A 16445-nucleotide genomic window follows, 5' to 3' on the forward strand; every position below is an offset into this window, starting at 1 on the left:
TCCGCCAACACACACCCATACCTCACCTACGTAGGAGCTGGAACCAGGGTGGGATTGGGGCTACTGGTTGCCGCTAGGGGACAAATTTGCAGACCCACGGGGGTTTGCACTAGGGCGACATCCACCTCGAAGACCTGGCGCAGTAGATCGGGGGTGAGTACCTGGGGTACCGGGCCGACGGCCCAGAGGTGACCCTGGCGCAGCAGGGCAAGGCGATCGCTGTAGCGAGCGGCCAGATTAATGTCATGGAGCACCGTGATAATGGAGAGCCCCTGCTGACGATTGAGCCGCTTCAGCAATTCCAGCAGTTGCAACTGGTAATGGATATCCAGGAAGGTGGTGGGTTCATCTAGGAGCAACACCTGGGGATCTTGGGCGAGGGCCAGGGCCAGGAAGGCCCGCTGCCGTTCACCACCGGACAGTTCAGTGACAGCGCGATCGCGATAATGCCCCAACTCGGCCCAATCCAGTGCCCGTTCCACCTGATGCCGTCCCTCAGCATCTAACTCCCACTGCCACCAAGGCTGATGGGGAGATCGCCCCAGGCTCACCAGTTGGTACACCGTCAACCCTGGCGGGAGCACCTGTTGCTGGGGCAATAGCGCTAGACGGCGGGCCAAGGCCGTTGGGGAGAGGGTGTGAATGTCCCGTCCCGATAGGAACACGGTGCCCCCCTGGGGTTGCAAAATCCGACTCATCAGCCGCAATAGGGTGGACTTGCCGGAGCCGTTGGCCCCCACCAGACTCAGCCATTCCCCCGTCTCCAGGGTTAAGTTGACCCCGTCTACAATTGGGCGATCGCCGTAGCCCCCCGAGAGTTGGCGTGATTCCAAGGGCATGGCTAGACTCCTCCTGCGGTACGCCGTTGATGCAGCAGCCAGATAAACACCGGAGCCCCCAGCATGGCGGTCACTACGCCAACGGGCAGTTCCACTGGCCCCGTGCGGGCGATCAGATCCGCCCCCGCCAGCACCAGCGCTCCCCCCAGCACCGAGAAGGGCAACACGAGGCGATAATCTGTGCCCACCAAGAGCCTGACGCCATGGGGCACAATCAACCCAACGAACCCCACCAGCCCAGCCACGCTCACCGCCCCCGCCGCCAGCAGCGTGGCCACCGTGCCAATTAAGATCCGCGATCGCCCCAGGGAAGTCCCCAGTCCGGTCGCCAGGTCATCCCCCAAACTGAGTAGGTTCACCTGGCGCGCCAGCAAGCAGCCCGCCACCAGCGCCACCACTATCAGCGGCCCCACCAGCCTCACCTCCGTCCAGCCCCGACCATTGAGACTGCCAATCAGCCAGTTCAGAGCCGCCTGGATTTGACCATCGGGGGAGAGCAGTAGCAAAAGGGACTGAATCGCCCCAAAAAAGGAGCTAAAGGCCACTCCCCCCAGAATTAAGCGCTCGATGGAAAGGGTGGTTCCGGTGCGGGCCAAGAGGTACACCAAGAAGGTGGTCACTACGGCCCCTAGCCACGCCCCTAGGGGCACCCAGATCTGCACCAATCCCACCCCCACCGTGAGCACCACCATCAAGCCCGCTCCGGCGGAAATTCCCAACAGAAAGGGGCTGGCCAAGCCATTCCGCAGCATCCCCTGCAACAGGGCTCCCGCCAACCCCAACGCGGCCCCCACTAACAGGGCCGCTAGTACCCTGGGCAAGCGCAAGTCCCAAAAAATGGTTTGAGACAGGGTATCTCCCCGGCGCAGCGCCGCCGCTGCTAGCTCCCCCCAGGTCAAGGCAACGGAACCCTGGGTTAAGGACAGAAAGAGAATGATCCCCAAGCTCCCCAGCAGCAGGACGGCGGCCAACAACACCCGCTGGTGGCGGGATTGGGAGGGGCGCAAGGGTTGCGGTGAGGGGGCGATCATTGTCGTCATAGTCGTCACTCAAGGAGCCATAATGGCTGAAGGTACGCTTATTGCAAACCAATGTCAAGTTAACAGGGTTGTAGGATTTGCCAAAATTTAGCTTCAGCTCTCAGGGCAAGGGGAACAGCATGGCCAAGTCCTGTACCTTGGCGATTCCACGCATCCTTAACAAGGGTCTCAATCGGGACATTTTTCATCTCTCTTCACAGGCTAAAACCCTTGCAATCTCGTTGTCGCTTTCGGGCAAAACTGGATTCTTCGAAGAATTCCCTAGGACACAACTCATGTCAACACTCAGGCTTGGCACCCTTACGCTTGATCTTTTGGCGAAATCAATCTAGAGTCTGATGAGAAAATAAGTCATCAAAGATGGCATTCATCTTCATTTAGAAAGAGCTTTGCCATGGCGCTTTCTCGCGATTGTCTACAACAGCACCTTCGGGGACAGGTACTCACCCAGCGTTGGGCCATTTTTGGCGTTTTGGGCGTGACCGGACTGCACCTGGGCCTGATGCCAATCATGGGCTGGACTTCAGCTCAGATGCCGGATGTCACCAGTTGCGATCGCATTCAGCTCATGGTGCTCTCCCCAGAGGTAAATCCTGCCGCTGAGCCGTTGGCAAGCCTGTCTCTCTCCGGAAACCATCTCCAGAAATCACCATGAGTTCAACGTTTGATCCGTCTCGCTGGGATCACTGGATGGTCATTGTCTGTGCGATCGCTGTTTCAGCCTGGGGACTATGGCAATCCCATCGCACCCACCTTTGACAGCCATAGTGCGATCGCGTTTTTGTCCCGTGATCTTGTCCAGAGGCGGATCCTATCCAGCTCAATTTCCCTATTGAGCCGATCTTTCTATCCCCTCTTGTTTTCACCTCTACTGGAGCAACACCATGCCTCAAACCTTGACCGCCCAGGATCTATTTCGCGCCGCCTACGAAAACCGCTACACCTGGGATGCTCAATTCCCTGGCTATCGGGCCGATGTCACACTTGAGGATGACCACAGTATCCACAGGGGCCAAATTCAGGTTGCTCCAGACCTCAAGTTTGAGGTGTTTAATGTTGAAGATCCAACAGCCCAGCGCATGATCAAAAGCCAGATCTGGGAAATTACAATTCATCGGGTTCGCCATAGCTTTGAAGAAACCCATGGTGACAATACCTTTGAAATTGGCAAGACCGATGACACGGGAGCCGTGGAAATCTTGGTGGGAGGAGCCGCCATGGGCAACCGCTATAAGGTTCGAGACAATACCGTCTGTTTTGTCCATCGTGCCATTCGGGATGTGATCGTCAATATTCACACCTTCGACACCCTAGAAACCGAGGCGGGTTACCTATCTACGGGCTACCGTTCCCTTTACCTAGATCCAGAAACCGGCCTGACAAAAGGTGCAGAAACCATCTTTGAAGATACCTTTGAACAGGTGGGGGGATACTATCTGCTGACTCGCCGCTGTATCCGCACCGAGGAGGCGGGTCAGCCCAAAATAACGACGCTGCTATTCTCTAACCTGAGCTTACTGCCAAGACCCTAGAGACCATCAGGTCAGGCAAAGTAGGGGTATAGGCTGACGGCATTCCAGTCAGCCCCCTACCAGGAGTTGCGGGGCTGGGCTATTGGCTGCGTCGCCGTCAGGGTCATGGAGGTAGGGGCGCGGTTTCCGCGCCCAATGCAGGAGGTGACAGGTGGTAGATTTGAATTTTGAATTTTGAATTTTGAATTTTGAATTTTGAATTTTGAATTTTGAATTTTGAATTTTGAATTCAATTTCCCGTAGGGGCAATCCCTTGCCTGTCCTGTTCGCGTAGCGGCTCCGGAGGAGCAACGAAGCCGTATAGCCCTTCGGGCAATAGCCTCCGGCATGGCTACGCTAAGGCTAACGCTAGGGCGGAGCCTGCCCAGAGGGCATAGGATGGTTGCCCTTGTTGCCCGGTGACCCGTGTGGGGGTAAATCCCGTAGGGGCGGGTTTAGCTCGTGTGAGATGCGATTACCCTGGCTACCTTCCGGTATTTTGGCAAAGACTACTTAAAAGTCTACTTAGCCGTTATGTCGCGCGACTCAAAGAAAACCAATGCGGCACGTATCTTGGATCGCCTGGGGATTTCCTATGTCCTCCTGACCTATGAGGTAGATCTTGCTGAACTTGGGGCGGAACGGGCGGCGGAGAAGCTGGGGTTGCCCCCGGAACAGGTCTTCAAAACGTTGGTGGCGCGGGGCGATCGCACGGGGGTCTGCCTCGCGGTGATTCCTGCTGCGGCCCGTCTAGATCTCAAGGCATTGGCGCAGTTAAGGTGCGATCGCAAAATCGATACCGTCCCCCTAAAGGAGGTGCAAGGTTTAACGGGCTATATTCGGGGTGGCGTCACCGCCCTAGGCTGCAAAAAAGCCTATCCCGTGTACCTAGACGCCTTGGCTCAGAGACAGGAGCATATCGCGGTATCGGCGGGAAAGCGAGGGCAAATGCTGTGGTTGACCCCAGAGGACTACATCCGGGGAACTGGGGCCACAGTGGGAAAGCTGAGTGATGCGGAATCCGATGTGTTATTCAGAGGTTAACAATTAGAGCGGCAATCCTTAACCTTGGGATCTTCTAGCCTTAAGGCTAGGCCGACAAGATGCTGACAGGCTTAGTTCTAAGGGACGTGTCTTAGCGATCAGGCGCAATCAGACACACCCTATAGACCAGGTTCTGCTTCAGTCCAGATCCAAACCCAGCATCTTACCCCCTCTTATGGCATGGAACCGAAGCCATCCCCATCATGCAACGCCATCCATAGGTCAGAGCCACCACATTCTTGTGGTCGATGATGAGGATTTAATTCGGGAGACCGTGGCCATGGCCCTTCAGGATGAAGGGTATGCGGTTTCTGTAGCGGAAAACGGAGCCACAGCCCTAGAACTGTTGATCAGTTCTGCACCCTCCCCCCTTCCTTCCCCCTTTGATCTCGCGATTCTGGATCTAATGCTACCGGGCGTCAATGGTTTAGATCTGTGTCGCATGATTCGCCATCAAAATCTAGACATCCCCATTCTGATTTTGAGCGCTCGGGCTAGCGAGACAGATCGCGTGGTGGGGTTGGAAGTGGGGGCCGATGATTATCTGGCCAAGCCCTTTGGCATGAGGGAATTGGTGGCCCGGACCCGTGCCCTCCTACGCCGCTATCGCCGCACCCCCAGCCAGCCCGAGGTCGCAGTCCTCGTCTATCGCGACATTACCCTCCATCTGAACGAGATGCAGGTGATGCTCCAAGGGCAGGAGGTCGCCCTCTCCCCCAAGGAATTTCGCATTTTGGAGCTGTTTATGGGCCAGCCCAATCGGGTCTGGAGTCGGGAAGAGCTGATCGACCATGTCTGGGGACCGGATTTTGTGGGCGATCGCAAAACGGTGGATGTCCACATCCGTTGGCTGCGGGAAAAAATTGAACGAGACCCCAGTTCCCCGGAATACATCATCACCCTCCGAGGGTTTGGCTATCGATTTGGGTAGAGATTGGGTTAGGAACCCGGATCCTTAATAATGTGCAATTCTTGTGGGTCAGGCATCTTGCCTGAGTATGGACAGCCGGGACGGCTATCCCACGTTATGGGTCAGGCATCTTGCCTGAGCATGGACAGCCGGGACGGCTATCCCACGTTATTTGGTCTCTACTCCTGAGAAGCTCTGCCTACCCCGGAGCCCGTTGCCAGCCGTGTTCTACCGCCTCCGCCTCCGAGCAAAACCACCGCTCTCCATGCTCTGGGCTGATGTTCGTAATGTCGTAATCCCGCATTCCCGGCATATGGTAGAGCCGTTTGCCGCTACTGATCGAGATATTACCTTTGACATTGCAGTCGTTTAGGGTCGTATCAACCACAGGCGGTTCAACCACAGGCGGTTCAACCGCAGGGGGATTAGCCGGGGTGGGATTAGCCGGGGTGGGATTAGTCGCCTGAGGTTTAGCCTGGACAGGGGGCTCAGGAGTTGCAGCGGGTGTAGGGCTGGCATTCGCAACGGGGACTTCGGCGGGGGTGGAGACCTGCGCGTTAGTGGCTGGAGATGTAGCGGTACGGGGTTCTAGAAACATCACAGCCGAAATCAGCGCGATGATGCCTCCAACGAAGGCAAATCCTACCAAAAAGGGTAGGCCCGAGGCTCGTTTAGCTGGCTTTTGGGATGAGACGGACGTTTGACGATAGGGAACTGTTTTGACGAATTTAGAGGGTTTAATGACTTGAACGGTGGGGGTTTCGACGCCTTGGATGGTGGCATTGATGGCGCGAATTTTGCCACCGGGCTGTACTTGTAACTCATAGATGATGGTGTCGCCCACTTCGGGACGACGGATCCCTGGAGGCAGAGCGGAGATATGGAGAAAAATATCTTTATTGGCTTCGGTGGCGGCGATGAAGCCAAAGCCCCGATCATCTTTCCAAGCTTTGAGTCTGCCTTGATGTTTCACTAGCGGTAGGGGGTACAACGGATTGGTGATGAAAGCCGCGCGTTCTGGGGAAATGCTTCTACAATGACAACACCTTTTCCCTGTGCCCTAGGATGCCATGACGTAAGGGGGCTTCCCTCTTGACGGCTACGTTACAACCGTAACACCTGGGGATTACTGCCCTGTCATTGCCTTGTCAGGGATCTGCTTCCTCCCGCTTGTCTGGGCAGAATTTATCCTATGGCTCGCTCTTCTCCGACTCCTCTACCCAGAACGCCTCGTCCCCGCATTCGGCTGGTGCCTTTGGGGTGGTTTTGGCCCCTGTTTTGGGGGGGACTGATGGTGGGGTCGGGGGCGGTGGGGTTGTGGGCCTTGGCTTGGCTGACCCAGATTCCGCCTTTACCGGACTGTACGGAGATTTCCCGGTTTAGTTCCGACAGCGATCGCCTAATCTGTGCTGAAACCCAAATGCAGTCCGCCAGTCCCCAGGACTTGATTCAGGCGATCGCACTCATTGCGGACTGGCGCGACAGCCATCCCCTCTACGAAGATGCACTGCCGATTTTGACTGAGGCTTCCCAACGGTTATTGCAACGGGCCACGGCTACGATGCATGGGGGCGATTTAGAGCGGGCGGTCGAGCTAGCAAATGCGATTCCCCTAGAGACGCCTCTGCGGGCCAAGGCCCAAGGTGCTATCTGGAACTGGCGGCAGGAATGGGAGCAAGCCCAAGCGATTGAGACGACGGTGACGGCGGCGATCGCGGCCCAGAATTGGTCCCAGGCCCAGGACAGTCTGCAACAGCTCAAGTCTCTGGACAGTGACTATTGGCTAGCAACACGCTTTGGGGAATTGGAGCAGGCGATTGACCAGGAGCGGGCAGCCTGGAGCCAGCTTAAGCAGGCCCGTGCTTTGGCAGATTCTGGCGACCCGGAGGAATTGGGGGAAGCGCTGACTCTGGCCCAGCAGGTGCGCCTGACGAGTGCGGCTTGGGGGGAGGCCAAACGAGATATTGATCGCTGGAGTCATAATTTACTGCTCTATAGCTTTCAGCGCTGGGAGTTGGGGGATATCGATGGGGCGGTGGCGGCGGTGCAGAAGGTGCCGCCGGACCCGACTCTGGCTCCTGAAGCCCAGGATTTAATCCTCTTTAGCCATGCCCAGCGGCTGGCGGCCCAGGCCACCACCCAACACCCCACCTATCTCCAGTTGTTCTATTTAATGGAGGCGATTCGGGCGGCGGAGACAATTGCTTCCGGTAGCCCCTTCTATGCTGCCGCCCAGGACTCCCAGGCGGATTGGTACGCCCAGCTCATGGATCTGCGGATGCTGAAGTTGGCGGATGCGATCGCGGGTTTAGGACAACCCTGGGCCTTTCGCTATGCCACCGATCTGGCTCTCACGGTGCAGCCCGAGCGACCCCGCCGGATTCAGGCCCAAACCCTGATTGCCCATTGGCAGGCGGAGATTGAGCGCAGTCAAGACCGGCCCTACCTGATTCGGGCCAATCGACTGGCCCAGGCGGGAACCATCCCTGCCCTGCGTGCTGCCATTACGGAAGCCAGTACCATTGCCCTGGGACGGGCGCTACGCCTAGAGGCCCAGACCCGAATTGCCACTTGGTTGAGTCAGATTGAGGTGATTCAGGATCAGCCCATTTTGACTGAGGCCAATACTCTGGCAGCAGCGGGCAAGCTCCGGGAAGCCATTGAGGCCGTTGGCAAAATTCAGCCCGATCGTGCCCTCTATGATCAGGCTCAGACCATGGCCCAGGACTGGACCCGCACGCTACAAATTCGTGAGGATGGTCCTATCTTGGCCCAGGCTAAGGAGCTGGCTTATCAAGGTTCCCTCACCGCTGCCATTAACCTGGCTTCCCAAATCGGTTCTGGTCGTGCACTCTACGGTGAGGCCCGGAATGCGATCGCACTATGGCAGGCAGAGAGAGACTATATTTGGTCCTTAGAAGACTCCAGTACTGCGGCCTCTGGTGAGGGGTCAGGGGACACCGCCGATGAGGGGGGTTCCCAGAACAGTGCCGCTGATGATTTCCCATGACCGTACTTCCCCTAAATTTATTTCTGGTTGATGAGGATCCCGTCTTTCGGCTGGGGTTACGGATTTGGCTGGAGCAGCGGCCCGAGTTTGCCATTGCCGGGGAGGCCAGTACCGCTGAGGAAACTCTGACCCAGTTGACGAATCTACGGGCGGCGGCGGTCTCGGTGCAGGCGGATGCTGCGGCGATGGTCAGAGACCAATCCCAAGGGACCATCGCGGGACCGGAAATCACGGGGGTAGATGTGGTGATTCTAGACCTGGGGCTAGGGCTGGGCGATCCAGAACAACTGCCGGGACTGCGCCTCTGTGGCGATCTCAAGACCCGCTTTCCCGACTTGCCTATTCTGGTGCTGAGTGCCCAGGGGGATCCGGTGCTGCAAGCGGCAGCCCAGGCCATGGGGGCCGATGGCTTTGGCCTGCGGGGATTGCCGGTACGGGATCTGGCGATGCTGATTCAGCACACGGCCCAGAGAACGGTGCCTACCCCCGCCCTTAACGATCCGCCGGAGGAAACCCGCCCTCGTTCTGGCTGGGTAAATCCCCTGGTGGCACTGCGGCGATCGGGATTGGCTCAGATTGCCACTGCGATCGCAGAAGTAGAGACCGAACAGGCCCAAGCCTCCCTTTGGTATAGACCAGTGTTGCAAGGCCGTCACCGGGAACTGCGGGCGGCCCGCTGGCTGGTGACCCGGATTCTACCGGAAGCCCCTGCCGCTGCCTCGGGTTTCCAATCTTCATCCTCGACATCCATGCCCCCGGCATCCATCCCGGCCATGATTGCGCCCCCCTCAACGGCATCATCTCCCTTGAGTCAATCGAGCTCCTCGGGGACAGCGATGCCCATGGCCATTACAGCGGTGACCAACGGACGCACCCGAGTTTGCGAGGCGGTGTTTCGCAAGCTGCAATATTCCCTCGACAACCAGAGCGATATTCCCCTGGAAATCGACATTCTGCGAGTCGAAAAGCGGCGGGAGTTGCTGTACCTGCTGCTGCGGGCCTTTGAGGATGTTCTGGACGATTTGGCCCAAGCCCAGCTCCCCCCCGGCCAGGTGGCTACCAAGGCTCCCACCCTGCTGCGGGATTTGTGGCTAACGGGGCTGACGGATTTTTTTGGCCGCTACTACACCGCCACCGACAGCGACCTAGAGGGGCCGATGGTGGAGGTGCTGCGGCAGGAGGAGGCGACGGTGAAGCAGGGAATTTTAGCCCCAATTCCCGGTGTGGCGGATCTGGTGGGGCACCTGCTGTTTCAAGACTCGGTGGTGGTGGACGGGACCGCCTACATCGCCACGGCTCCTGAGGCACTGCGCCGCAGCCAATTACTGTTGGAGAACCTGTTGATTCAGGTGGCCTGTGGCGTGATTCAGCCGCTGCTAAACCGTTGCGCCGATACGGAATCCTTTAAGCGCACTCTCTACCAGCGGCGGATGATGTCCAGCCGCGACATTGCCCGGTTTCGCAATGATTTGTCTTGGCGCTATCGTTGGCAGCGCTGGGTGTCGGAACCTAAGGCTATCTTTGAGAGCCAGCACCAACTTTTTGCCTTTGCGCCGGAGGGGATTCAGACCCAGTGGATCTATGCGCCTCGACAGGCGGAGTTGGAGACTCTGTCGGGGGTGCAGTATACCCTCACCCTGGCGATGGAGGCGCGGGATGCCATCTCTCCTCGGCTGCGGGCCGCGATCGCGTTTGTCGGTAGTGGTGTCGTCTATGTCCTGACGGAGGTGGTGGGGCGCGGCATTGGCTTGGTGGGGCGCGGCATCCTCAAGGGGGTCGGCAGCGCTTGGCAGGAGGGTCGCCTGAGATCGCGATCGCGGGATGAGGTTTAGATAGGCAAAATCAGCCTCAGGCTGAAATTAAGGACACTTCAATTTCGTCGGCTCGCCAAGCGGCGTAGGCGAGGGCTTCGTAGATGTCATCGGATTCGAGGTAGGGGTAGGCCGTGAGCACATCCTTGATAGAGTGGCCACTGGCCAGTAGCCCTACCAGAGTGCCGACGGTGACCCGCAAGCCTCTGATACAGGGTTTGCCGCCCATAACTTCGGGGTTCAAGGTGATTCGAGTCAGTGGTTTCATGGTGAAGGTCCGTTCATGGGGCTGACAGCTCAAGATCGATGCTTTTAGCCGACGGCGTAGTCGGTGAATTGGCGCTTGAAGGGGGAATGGAAGCCCACCACGATGTCGGTTTTGGGGACACCTTTGGCGACGAGTTGGGCGGGGATGTCGTATTCGGTGCCGTTGTGTTGTAGCCAGATTTTGCCGTCTTTGATGTCAAGGTGCAAAATGCAGCCATAGATGCGCCGCTCGTTTTGCCAGCCCACGTGCATGAGTTGATAGTGATCTCGAACAGTGTCGGCTAGCAGTTGAATTTCAACAAATTCGTCACCAGCCCCGAACTGGGCATAGTCTTCTAAAAGCTCTTGGATCATGTTTTGGTAGCGTTCTAGTTGATCCATTGGGATATCACCTCCTGACCGGAACTGTAGACAATTAGCTTCAGATGATTTTCTGTGATGATTGATTGAACGGTTCTCAGTGCAAAGAATGAGTCATATGTGTCTGTGGGAACAGCTAGATATAAGGTTCTTTCGGGATCTTGTTCTACCAAGATAGTTCGATAATTAATGAATTGTCCTAGAGCGGTATGGAACTCTGAGACAGGAGAGCCTTGAACAAAGCTCTTAATCTCGACCGCAATCTTTTGACCCTCTCGCTCTGCTGCCAGAACTTTTTCTGCACCTAGGTCAATGTACATCTGGCCGAATTCAGCCCGGATGGGAAAGGGATCGTGGGTAATTGTCCACCCATCTTTTTCGAGGGCATGGCGCACTGCATTATGAAAGGTATCTCTGGCTGGCATCGTTATCTATTGCCTTAAACCTGGTTAGACTGAATTTCTAATTTTGAACTTTGAATTTCTAATTTTGAATTGCTTTAACTGCTCTGTCGCCCATGTTCTAAGCTGTTCGTCGTTGTCGTTTATAGCGATCCTGCATGAGTTTTTAGCAAGCCTCTGGCTCCGTGGGTTACGCTTCGTTTCACCCACGCTACGAAGGTCTTCAGAAATGAAATGAGATTGCTATAGGGCACGATCGCGCAGCAGCTCCAGTGGTTTGGGATGATCACGTTATAACTGAGGGCAGCTTGGCGAGGGGTGATCTTGCCAGCTATCTTCGCATTCAAAAGGAGCCGTGAGGGCGGATCGCTCTGAAGCTTCAAACAAGTCGAGTGAGCTATGTAGCATCGGGTCAACATAGCTGGGCCATAATGGCAAAAACTGTGGTTAAGGAACGAAGGCGATGCTGTTTAAGCGTAAACCTGACCAGTCTCAGTCGATTAGTGGTAGCCAGATCAACGGTGCCCAAATCCAGCAGGGGCAGGCCGCAGGCGACCTGGCCCAAACCCAGCAGGGCAACCAGACCGACCAGCAAAACCAGGGGTTGAGTGCGGCAGATGTGGTCACAATTTTGGGCCAGGTAGAAGCCACTATTCGCGGAGCGGGGCTGCCAGCAGCCAGTCAGGATAAAGCCGTTGCCTATCTCAATGCGGCCCAGCAAGAAGCGGCAGAACCCGAACCAGACAAAGACCTGATGGCCAAGAACCTGAAGCGCATGGGCGATACCCTCTCCACCGCCAATGAAACGGTGACGGCAGGCAAAACGCTCTGGCAAACCGTGCAGCCCATGCTGCTGCCAGTTTTAGGCTGGCTGGGGGTGGCCGCTGGGTTTCTAGGGCTGTAGCCGATTTTTTCATAAGCCGTAGAATCTACGGAATGGGTATCGGCAATGCCGAAGTCGTAGCGGTGCCCAATTGAGAAGCCAGCGGGGCGGTAGAGCTAGAACGCACATGCGACGAACGCGATTGTTTCTGTACTGTCTCATTGGGGTAATCATTGTTACGGCCATTGGCATTGTGACCAATCTGCTGACCGCTGACGGCAGTTGGCAGGCTATCTTAGCTCCCGAAAACCGCTTGTCATTATTTTTGCTAATCGGGCTGACCGTGCTGGCGGCCCTAGTGGCCTTTGTGGACTCGGCGGAAAATCAGGGGGCTAGCAACGACTCTCAGGCTCAGGCGGTATCCGGCTCCACCTTGAGCAATAGCCAGGTGATGCAAGGGCAGGCGAACCGCGATAATTACCAGATTCAAACGGATTCTGTCGTCATCCATCCACCGACAGGGACTGGGCAACCCGCTTTGCCCCGTGCCGAAGTGACCAACCGCCAAGCGCTGTTGGATAAAGTCCGTAACGCCTGGGTGAAGGGCGTACTGCACCGCTCTCTCTACAGCAAAGCCCGTATTGCCTTGGGGTTAGAAGACCGCCCCGACATGGTGATGCACCCCTGGCAACTGGAGTACCGCTACGCCAGCCAGCGCCGCCCTCTGCCAGCGGGCACCCGCCTCATCACCAAGCTGCAAGAGCTGGGGGAAGGGGCCACCTTACTGATTTTGGGCAACCCTGGCTCGGGCAAAACGACGATGCTGCTAGAGCTGGCCGATGACCTGCTGACCCAAGCGACCCCCACCCAGGCCCACAGTGCGCTGCCGGTGGTGTTTAACCTGTCGTCTTGGAGTCAGTTTCGCCCCTTAGACCCCAAGCAGACTCCCACCCTAAAGGGCTGGCTGGTGCAGGAGTTTAAAAATAAGTACCAGATTCCAGAGAGCATTGCCCCGGCGTGGATTGACCAGAACCAACTGGTGCTGTTACTGGATGGGCTGGATGAAGTAGCTGAGGCGAGACGAAAAGACTGTCTGGAGGCCATTAACCAGTTCAGCCGCGACCACGGCACTACGGAAATCGTGGTGTGCTGCCGTATTCGTGATTTTGAGGCGTTGCAGACCGATTTGCGGTTTCAAGCGGCGGTGTATATTGAGCCGCTGAACCCGCAGCAGGTGGATGCGTACCTGCGCCAGGGGGGCGACAAGCTGAAGGGCATCCGCACGGTGCTGCAATTGGAGCCGAAGCTGCAAGCCCCTGACCCGGACTCATTGAAAACCCTGGCTGAGACGCCCCTGTTTTTGAACATTATGGCCCTGGCCTTTGAGGGGCGGTCGGCAGAAGCCATTCAAACCTTGGGAGCCAACAATCAGCGGCAGGCGTTGTTTGATGCCTACATTGAGCGCATGTTTAACCAGCGGACCGATCATCCCCGCTACCCAAAAGCACGAGCGCTGTGGTGGCTGCATCGGCTCGCCCAACAGCTAGTGAAGGAGGGGCAGACGGTCTTTTTGATTGAATACATGCAGCCCCAAAGCTGGCTCATAACAGCGGCAGAGCGCTGGCAAAATCAGCTGATTTCGGGTCTGATTTTGGGTCTAAGTTTGGGTCTTATTGGGGGTCTTATTGGGGTTCTGGTTGTGGGTCTGATTGTGGGTCTGCTTCTGGGTCTGCTTGTGGGTCTGATTGAGATTGAGCCAATCGAATCGTTTCAAATTTCGATGTCGCGCACAGCGCGACGAGAAATTTGGATCAGCCTCAGAGACTATCTGCTTGGGGGTCTGCTTGGGGGTCTGCTTTCGGGTCTGCTTTCGGGTCTGCTTTCGGGTCTGCTTGGGGGTCCGATTTCGAATCTGCTTTGGGGTCCAATTTTTGGTCTGATTTTGGGTCTGATTCCGGGTCTGATTTTGGGTCTGATTGTGGGTCTGACAGAAGCTTTTAGTCAAACGATTCAGGAGCGCAGCCACCCCAATCAAGGCATTATTAATTCCGCCAAAAATTCCCTGTTCACAGTGATTTTTTCGCTAGTGCTGTGCGGGCTCATTTACTTTGGGCTGCCGCTACTGATCAGCGGCATCCTTGACCCTGAGTCAGTTGAGGCGCTAGTTGCATCACTGCTGCCCCTACCTATCCTCCTTGGCTTTACTTACGGAGGTGGGCAAGCTCTGGCCCAGCATCTGGCCCTGCGGATCACCTTGTTCCTCAATGGCCATGCCCCGCGCAACTATGCCGACTTCCTCCACTACGCTGAGCAGCGCCTGTTTGTGCAGCAAGTGGGGGGCGGCTACATTTTTGTGCATCGGCTGCTGCTAGAGCATTTCGCCAACCTCAAGCTAGCTCAGCCCGGTCGCTAGCCCGCAGTGGTGGCCATACAGTTCTGCCTCCACCCGTGCCACAAACGCCTTCCGCGCTTCCCCCAACGCTTTCTGCACGGTCTCCTGATGGGCTCCCGGCAGCGTTGGCGATATCGCTGTTTTGACCAGCCTGTCACCCAACCCCTCCTAGCCCCGCAGCGGTGCCGCAAGCGGTGCGGTTTTACCCGCAGCCGCAATCCGCTTCTGACCTAGCGTTGTATGTATAAGCAATAGCCCAAAGAGAGAGGTATTTAGGGTGAGGGCCAACGGTGTGCAAATTTACGCCGCGCGGGACTAAAGGTTGAGGCTGTCTCAGCGATCGCCCTCAGGGGGCAAACCAGCGGTACAGCCGTAATCCGCTAAAGCCTGTTCCACCTGCGGGGCCAGTTCCTCTGGGAAATCTGGGGGCAGGGTGGGTGGAGTGCTGGCGGCCACCACCCGCACCCGTTGTTGATCGTCCTCCACCGCCCACAGCATCACCGAGTAGGCTTCCCCCACGGCATAGCTAGTAGCGACCATGGCGGAACCTTGCGATCGCACCTGGCTGCTGCGAAGCTCCCCTCGCTCCACCGTCGCCACTGAAAAGGACAAGACTTCCTCACTGATCACATCCTTCACGGTTTCCCCCGTTTCCTCATTCAGGATGTCGAGGCTCCATTCTGGCTTGAACTCCAGAATGCACACCTGCCCCGTGGCAAAAGGCGTAATTCAGCCGCGACTCAACCATGGAAGCGCGGGATGTCATTGCCCCGCAGAGCCGCTGCTTTTGCCTGGAGACGCTGGGCCGCAGCGGTGGGATCACAGCCCGTCAGGTCTACCTGGGGGATCACCTTTTGTCGTCGCTCTAGGTCGTAGCGGTAGGTGCGATCGTAATAGTCCAGCAGGATCGTGAAAGCGGCTCGTAAATCCCCCTGGCGTAAAAGTGCGATCGCGGCTTGCGTCCGCTGTCCCCCCAGCCGTTTCGCAATTCGTTGCGTCGCCACCACCAATGCCTCTCGATCCGTACTGCCGTACATGTCCACCAAGATCGTCAGCCGTTCCGCCAAGGGCCGGGTAATCTCCAGCGTAGGAGCCGCTTCCATCTGCTGAAACAGTTCATCGGGAATGCGACAGAGACCAATGCGGCGGCTCTCGGCCTCGACCCAGAGGGGTCTATTCAGGGGCAAAGCCGCCCAAGCCATCGCCACCAGATTTTCAAATTGCTCGTTGCTAGGCTGGGGAGGCATGTCCAACCCACCGTAGCTGCTGCCCCGGTGGTTAGCCCAGCCCTCTAGGTCTAGAATCGGCTCCCCCAAGGCCGCGAGGGCATGGAGAATCAACGTCTTACCCGTCCCCGTCATCCCCCCAAGGACGATCAGGGGCCGGGGTTGCGCGACCCTCTGCCGCACCCAGCGGCGAAAGGACTTGTAGCCTCCGGTCAGGGTGGTGACCTGGAAACCTCCCATTTCCAGCACCCAAGCCACACCCCCACTGCGCATTCCCCCGCGCCAGCAGTGGACCCGGACCTGCCGACCGGGGGCCAGTTCGGTAGCTTGCCGCAGGAAGCCCCCAAATTTTGGCCCCGCCAAGTCAAAGCCCAACTCCACCGCCGCCTCTCGCCCTTGGTGCTTGTAGCAAATCCCCACCTTGGCCCGCTCGTCGTCGCTAAAGAGGGGAAAGGACATCGCCCCTGGGATGTGTCCCTGAGCATATTCCCCCGGACTCCGCACATCCAGGATGGGGCCGGGGGCGGTCAAAAATTCGTCCATCGCAAGGGCTACCATCCCCTGATTGTAGAAGACATGAATCTATTCCAAATGCCCAATCAACTTGCCAACCAAGACATTGCACTCATCCTGGTCTACCAACCTGTAGAATCTCCCGACTCCCCCGCTGAGCCTCTCCCCTTGCCAGAAGATCCCCTGATCGGTCTTTTCTCTGGTTCCCCAGAGTTAGCCACCCAAGCCGAAATCATTCTCGAACAAAACATTACCCCCAATTCAGGGTTCACATGGAAGCAGTCTTAGCCGACACCGG

The 16445-nt window shown here is 57.2% G+C and carries 17 protein-coding genes; 9 read left to right on the forward strand and 8 right to left on the reverse strand.

Annotated elements, in window-relative coordinates:
- Positions 1 to 26: 26 nt before the first annotated feature.
- Positions 27 to 839 (reverse strand): ABC transporter ATP-binding protein, encoded by an 813-nt coding sequence (locus tag LEP6406_RS0220235; RefSeq protein WP_008308158.1) that lies wholly within the window; start codon positions 837 to 839, stop codon positions 27 to 29.
- 2 nt (positions 840 to 841) lie between these two features.
- On the reverse strand, positions 842 to 1879 hold the full coding sequence (locus LEP6406_RS0220240; RefSeq protein WP_008308156.1) for a FecCD family ABC transporter permease: 1038 nt from the start codon (positions 1877 to 1879) through the stop codon (positions 842 to 844).
- A gap of 394 nt (positions 1880 to 2273) precedes the next feature.
- Here LEP6406_RS0220240 and LEP6406_RS0220250 point away from each other — a divergent pair, with 394 nt between their 5' ends.
- From LEP6406_RS0220250 to LEP6406_RS0220270, 4 genes are all read left to right on the forward strand, one after another.
- Positions 2274 to 2534: a hypothetical protein gene (locus LEP6406_RS0220250; RefSeq protein ID WP_008308154.1), complete on the forward strand. Its 261-nt coding sequence runs from the start codon at positions 2274 to 2276 to the stop codon at positions 2532 to 2534.
- Between the two features lie 229 nt (positions 2535 to 2763).
- Positions 2764 to 3411 carry a DUF3386 domain-containing protein gene (locus tag LEP6406_RS0220255; protein WP_008308152.1) on the forward strand — a complete coding sequence of 216 codons (648 nt, stop codon included), beginning with the start codon at positions 2764 to 2766 and terminating at the stop codon, positions 3409 to 3411.
- 513 nt (positions 3412 to 3924) lie between these two features.
- Entirely contained in the window at positions 3925 to 4434 is a 510-nt protein-coding gene (ybaK, locus tag LEP6406_RS0220265) for a Cys-tRNA(Pro) deacylase (RefSeq protein WP_008309154.1), read from the forward strand.
- A 175-nt stretch (positions 4435 to 4609) separates the two neighbouring features.
- On the forward strand, positions 4610 to 5365 hold the full coding sequence (locus tag LEP6406_RS0220270) for a response regulator transcription factor (RefSeq protein WP_008309152.1): 756 nt from the start codon (positions 4610 to 4612) through the stop codon (positions 5363 to 5365).
- Between the two features lie 178 nt (positions 5366 to 5543).
- Here the strand turns inward: LEP6406_RS0220270 and LEP6406_RS33910 are convergent, their stop codons facing one another.
- Positions 5544 to 6317, reverse strand: a complete 774-nt coding sequence (locus LEP6406_RS33910) for a cold shock domain-containing protein (RefSeq protein ID WP_008309150.1) — start codon at positions 6315 to 6317, stop codon at positions 5544 to 5546.
- A gap of 219 nt (positions 6318 to 6536) precedes the next feature.
- Here LEP6406_RS33910 and LEP6406_RS29045 point away from each other — a divergent pair, with 219 nt between their 5' ends.
- A complete protein-coding gene (locus tag LEP6406_RS29045; protein ID WP_008309147.1) occupies positions 6537 to 8354 on the forward strand; it encodes a hypothetical protein in 1818 nt (605 codons plus the stop codon).
- Entirely contained in the window at positions 8351 to 10186 is a 1836-nt protein-coding gene (locus LEP6406_RS0220290; protein WP_008309146.1) for a DUF3685 domain-containing protein, read from the forward strand. The genes LEP6406_RS29045 and LEP6406_RS0220290 overlap by 4 nt, the downstream gene beginning before the upstream one ends.
- A 16-nt stretch (positions 10187 to 10202) precedes the next feature.
- On the opposite strand, the gene LEP6406_RS0220295 is transcribed toward LEP6406_RS0220290, so the two are convergent.
- Genes LEP6406_RS0220295 through LEP6406_RS0220305 form a run of 3 tightly spaced genes read right to left on the reverse strand, consistent with a single transcriptional unit; the run spans position 10203 to position 11217 of the window.
- Positions 10203 to 10433 carry a DUF433 domain-containing protein gene (locus LEP6406_RS0220295; RefSeq protein WP_008309143.1) on the reverse strand — a complete coding sequence of 77 codons (231 nt, stop codon included), beginning with the start codon at positions 10431 to 10433 and terminating at the stop codon, positions 10203 to 10205.
- Between the two features lie 44 nt (positions 10434 to 10477).
- Positions 10478 to 10813 (reverse strand): XisI protein, encoded by a 336-nt coding sequence (locus LEP6406_RS0220300; protein WP_008309141.1) that lies wholly within the window; start codon positions 10811 to 10813, stop codon positions 10478 to 10480.
- Positions 10801 to 11217: an element excision factor XisH family protein gene (locus LEP6406_RS0220305; RefSeq protein ID WP_008309140.1), complete on the reverse strand. Its 417-nt coding sequence runs from the start codon at positions 11215 to 11217 to the stop codon at positions 10801 to 10803. Before LEP6406_RS0220305 ends, LEP6406_RS0220300 begins: the two co-directional genes overlap by 13 nt.
- 439 nt (positions 11218 to 11656) lie before the next feature.
- Between LEP6406_RS0220305 and LEP6406_RS0220310 the strand changes: the two genes are divergently transcribed.
- Positions 11657 to 12097, forward strand: a complete 441-nt coding sequence (locus LEP6406_RS0220310) for a hypothetical protein (protein WP_008309138.1) — start codon at positions 11657 to 11659, stop codon at positions 12095 to 12097.
- 106 nt (positions 12098 to 12203) lie between these two features.
- Positions 12204 to 14429 carry an NACHT domain-containing protein gene (locus tag LEP6406_RS32335; protein WP_008309136.1) on the forward strand — a complete coding sequence of 742 codons (2226 nt, stop codon included), beginning with the start codon at positions 12204 to 12206 and terminating at the stop codon, positions 14427 to 14429.
- Positions 14430 to 14741: 312 nt separating this feature from the next.
- Here the strand turns inward: LEP6406_RS32335 and LEP6406_RS29050 are convergent, their stop codons facing one another.
- Both LEP6406_RS29050 and mnmH read right to left on the reverse strand, forming a co-directional pair.
- Complete coding sequence (locus tag LEP6406_RS29050; protein WP_008309134.1) at positions 14742 to 15113, reverse strand: hypothetical protein; 372 nt, start codon at positions 15111 to 15113, stop codon at positions 14742 to 14744.
- Between the two features lie 35 nt (positions 15114 to 15148).
- A complete protein-coding gene (mnmH, locus tag LEP6406_RS0220325) occupies positions 15149 to 16177 on the reverse strand; it encodes a tRNA 2-selenouridine(34) synthase MnmH (protein WP_225886589.1) in 1029 nt (342 codons plus the stop codon).
- 33 nt (positions 16178 to 16210) lie between these two features.
- Between mnmH and LEP6406_RS0220330 the strand changes: the two genes are divergently transcribed.
- Entirely contained in the window at positions 16211 to 16435 is a 225-nt protein-coding gene (locus LEP6406_RS0220330) for a hypothetical protein (protein ID WP_008309130.1), read from the forward strand.
- Positions 16436 to 16445 lie beyond the last annotated feature (10 nt).

The sequence above is a fragment of the Leptolyngbya sp. PCC 6406 genome, assembly GCF_000332095.2.
Lineage (GTDB): Bacteria > Cyanobacteriota > Cyanobacteriia > Phormidesmidales > Phormidesmidaceae > PCC-6406.

Coding starts and splice junctions, on each gene's coding strand:
- LEP6406_RS0220235 (WP_008308158.1), bottom strand. CDS start 839: ATGCCCTTGGAATCACGCCAACTCTCGGGGGGCTACGGCGATCGCCCA.
- LEP6406_RS0220240 (WP_008308156.1), bottom strand. CDS start 1,879: ATGACGACAATGATCGCCCCCTCACCGCAACCCTTGCGCCCCTCCCAA.
- LEP6406_RS0220250 (WP_008308154.1), top strand. CDS start 2,274: ATGGCGCTTTCTCGCGATTGTCTACAACAGCACCTTCGGGGACAGGTA.
- LEP6406_RS0220255 (WP_008308152.1), top strand. CDS start 2,764: ATGCCTCAAACCTTGACCGCCCAGGATCTATTTCGCGCCGCCTACGAA.
- ybaK (WP_008309154.1), top strand. CDS start 3,925: ATGTCGCGCGACTCAAAGAAAACCAATGCGGCACGTATCTTGGATCGC.
- LEP6406_RS0220270 (WP_008309152.1), top strand. CDS start 4,610: ATGGCATGGAACCGAAGCCATCCCCATCATGCAACGCCATCCATAGGT.
- LEP6406_RS29045 (WP_008309147.1), top strand. CDS start 6,537: ATGGCTCGCTCTTCTCCGACTCCTCTACCCAGAACGCCTCGTCCCCGC.
- LEP6406_RS0220290 (WP_008309146.1), top strand. CDS start 8,351: ATGACCGTACTTCCCCTAAATTTATTTCTGGTTGATGAGGATCCCGTC.
- LEP6406_RS0220295 (WP_008309143.1), bottom strand. CDS start 10,433: ATGAAACCACTGACTCGAATCACCTTGAACCCCGAAGTTATGGGCGGC.
- LEP6406_RS0220300 (WP_008309141.1), bottom strand. CDS start 10,813: ATGGATCAACTAGAACGCTACCAAAACATGATCCAAGAGCTTTTAGAA.
- LEP6406_RS0220305 (WP_008309140.1), bottom strand. CDS start 11,217: ATGCCAGCCAGAGATACCTTTCATAATGCAGTGCGCCATGCCCTCGAA.
- LEP6406_RS0220310 (WP_008309138.1), top strand. CDS start 11,657: ATGCTGTTTAAGCGTAAACCTGACCAGTCTCAGTCGATTAGTGGTAGC.
- LEP6406_RS32335 (WP_008309136.1), top strand. CDS start 12,204: ATGCGACGAACGCGATTGTTTCTGTACTGTCTCATTGGGGTAATCATT.
- mnmH (WP_225886589.1), bottom strand. CDS start 16,177: ATGGACGAATTTTTGACCGCCCCCGGCCCCATCCTGGATGTGCGGAGT.
- LEP6406_RS0220330 (WP_008309130.1), top strand. CDS start 16,211: ATGAATCTATTCCAAATGCCCAATCAACTTGCCAACCAAGACATTGCA.